The following is a 2,873-nucleotide window of genomic DNA, read 5'->3' on the forward strand; positions in this document are numbered from 1 at the left end:
GGCGTACGGCGTCTACGTGGCCCCCGGCACCGGCTACCGGAACAACCACACCACGGGCATCGCGACCGGCGACCAGCCGGAGGGCATGTACGCGGTGCTGGACGGCACGCACTACAACAGCGGCTGCTGCTTCGACTACGGAAACGCCGAGACCACCGGCAACGACGACGGCAACGGCACCATGGAAGCCATCTACTTCGGAGACAACAAGGGCTGGGGCTACGGCACCGGCACCGGGCCCTGGGTCATGGCCGACCTGGAGAACGGCCTGTTCTCCGGCGTGAACCGGGGCTACAACGCCAACGATCCGAGCGTCGCCAACCGGTTCCAGACGGCCATCGTCAAGGGCGGCCCCAACCAGTGGGCCATCCGCGGCGGCAACGCCCAGGCGGGCAGCCTGTCGACCTACTACAGCGGTGTGCGCCCCAACGTCCCCGGCTACAACCCGATGAGGAAGCAGGGCGCGATCATCCTGGGCATCGGCGGTGACAACAGCAACGGCAGCGCCGGCACCTTCTACGAGGGCGTGATGACCTCGGGCTACCCCTCCGACGCCACCGAGAACGCTGTCCAGGCGAACATCGCCGCGGCGGGCTACAGCAGCGCCCCCACCGGCACGCCCGGCTCGCTCACGCCGGGCTCCCGGATCTCCCTGCGGGCCACCACCTCCTGCTGCACCACCGGCTACCTCCGCCACGACGACACCGATGCCCAGGTCGTCCTCTCCACCCTCGACTCCTCCAGCCCCGCCGCTGCCAAGTCCGCGGCGACCTGGACCGTCCGCGCCGGCCTGTCCGACACCTCCTGCCTCTCCTTCGAGTCCGCCGACGCGCCCGGCCGGTTCCTGCGCCACCGCAACTTCCAGCTCTACCTGAACGCCGATGACGGCGGAGGAACGTTCGCCCAGGACGCCACCTTCTGCCCCACCCCGGGCAACAGCGGCCAGGGGTCCTCCTTCCGGTCGGTCAACTATCCGGCGAAGTACCTGCGCCACTACGCCTACACCGGCTACATAGCGAGCGACGGCGGCAGCAACAGCTGGGACAGCGCCACCAGCTGGGCCGCCGACACCAGCTGGCTGGTCCAGCAGCCCTGGAGCTGACCGCCCCGCCGGACCGCCCACCCGGGGACTGTCAGTGCCGGGCCCTAGGATCCAGAACGTGCACGGCCACTCCACGGCAGGCCAGGCCGCGCACCGAGCGGCTGAAGTCCGTTGGAGCACCAGGGAGGTCCCATGAACGAGCACGGCATACCCGGCGCGCCCGAAGGCTTCACCGCCTTCGGGGTCGCCGCCGACTGGCCGCAGTCCCGGCAGGTCACGGGGCACGGCCACAGCCGGCTCAGCGGCGACGCCCATGTGTACCTGTGGTACGGATCTCCGCACTTCGACCCCGAGGTCGAGCATGTCACGGTCTGCAGCGCCTCCTCCGGCAACCCGGAGGCGGAGGAGGCACTGCGACGGGGCTTCGAGGACTACTTCCACATCGACCAGGCCCCCTGGACCAGCCTGCCCGCCCCCGAACCCGTCACCGTGACCGCGGACGGGAAGCCCGTGGGGTGCGAACTCTGGCGCGACAGCGGACGCCGCTGCTGGGTCGCGCGGGGACGGGCCGGGGCCATGGAACTGGTCCTGTCCGGTTCCGGGATCGATCCCGAGGGCCTCGGACTGGTCAGCGTCAGCGATCTGACCTGCTTCTCGGGCCACTTCGGGTGGCGCCCGGGCGTCGCGCACCCCGGCGGAACACAACGCCCGTAAAGAGGTTGACCGTGCCGAAACCCCTGCGTAGGTTCCGGACCGGTCACGTCCGTGACGGACTCCCCGAGCAGAAGGTCCGAGGCCCTGATGACGAAGCCGTCCCAGTCGATGCTGGAGCTGCTGTCCGCGGACGGTCCGGACCCGGACCACGCGGAAGCGATGATGCTCTACGGCCGGCTGGTCGGGACCTGGGACATCAGCAACCGGTACCGCTCCAGTGGGGGGAAGTGGCGTACCGCGGCCGGTGAATGGCGCTTCGGCTGGGTGCTCGGCGGGCGCGCGGTGCAGGACGTGCTGTTCTGCCCGGAGTTCCACGACCGGTTCCCCGGCACCACCGTCCGCATGTACGACGTCACCACCGGGCTCTGGCGGATCACGTGGATCTCGCCGAAGCTTCCCTCGTATTTCGCTCAGACCGGCCGGTCCGACGGTGCGGGCGGCATGATCCAGGAAGGCGTGGACTCCGAGGGGACGCGCTCCCGTTGGACCTTCACCGACGTCACGCCGGCCTCCTTCCACTGGCAGGGTTTCAGCGCCCCGCCGGACGGTGAGTTCGAGTTGTTCCAGGAGATGCACGCGACACGCCGGTAGACCGGTGCCCGGGAGGAGGACTCACCGGCCGCGGTTGGCGAACGCCGGGTACGGCGGCAGCGGAGCCACCTCCCAGGTACCGGCCACCTCCCGCAACAGCGACCGCATCGTCTCCGCGAGAGCCGGGTACTCCTCCAGTCCGCTCGCCGTCTCCCAGCGGTGCCTGAGCACCTGGCGCCTGGTGGGGGCCGGGCGCCGTGTCGGATGGAGCGGACCGTCCTCCATGACGCGGGGCAGCAGACGGACCGTCGCGTCCACCGTCCAGACCGCCGTGGCCTGCCGCATGCCGGCCTGCCACACCTCGTCCTCGGCCAGGGCCGGGTACACGCCGACGACTTCCTCCCGGTACGCCTGCTCGATCTCCGCGGCCATCCCGGCCGGAAGGGCGAAGACGCACCAGCAGCTCGAGAACGGCATCCGGCAGTACGCGGCCGTCAGGAAGACCGACTGGTAACAGGCCGCCTCGAAGTCGATCAGCCGCAGCCCCTCGGGGGTGATCAGGCTGTTGTCAGGACAGGTGTCACCC

At 70.2% G+C, this 2,873-nt stretch carries 3 protein-coding genes and 1 pseudogene; 3 read left to right on the forward strand and 1 reads right to left on the reverse strand.

Annotated features, from left to right (window positions below; genetic code table 11):
• From VR44_RS13750 to VR44_RS13760, 3 genes are all read left to right on the forward strand, one after another.
• A partial coding sequence (locus tag VR44_RS13750; protein WP_045947760.1) for an alpha-L-arabinofuranosidase B occupies positions 1-1,102 on the forward strand: 1,102 nt, incomplete at its 5' end.
• A 132-nt stretch (positions 1,103-1,234) separates the two neighbouring features.
• Positions 1,235-1,756: a hypothetical protein gene (locus tag VR44_RS13755; protein WP_045947761.1), complete on the forward strand. Its 522-nt coding sequence runs from the start codon at positions 1,235-1,237 to the stop codon at positions 1,754-1,756.
• A gap of 87 nt (positions 1,757-1,843) precedes the next feature.
• Positions 1,844-2,347, forward strand: coding sequence for a hypothetical protein (locus tag VR44_RS13760; protein ID WP_052713598.1), 504 nt, complete (start codon positions 1,844-1,846; stop codon positions 2,345-2,347).
• A gap of 21 nt (positions 2,348-2,368) precedes the next feature.
• Here the strand turns inward: VR44_RS13760 and VR44_RS13765 are convergent.
• Positions 2,369-2,873 (reverse strand): annotated as a pseudogene (locus VR44_RS13765) (hypothetical protein); the annotation flags it as partial.

It is taken from the genome of Streptomyces katrae (assembly GCF_000966975.1).
GTDB classification, from domain to species: domain Bacteria; phylum Actinomycetota; class Actinomycetes; order Streptomycetales; family Streptomycetaceae; genus Streptomyces; species Streptomyces katrae.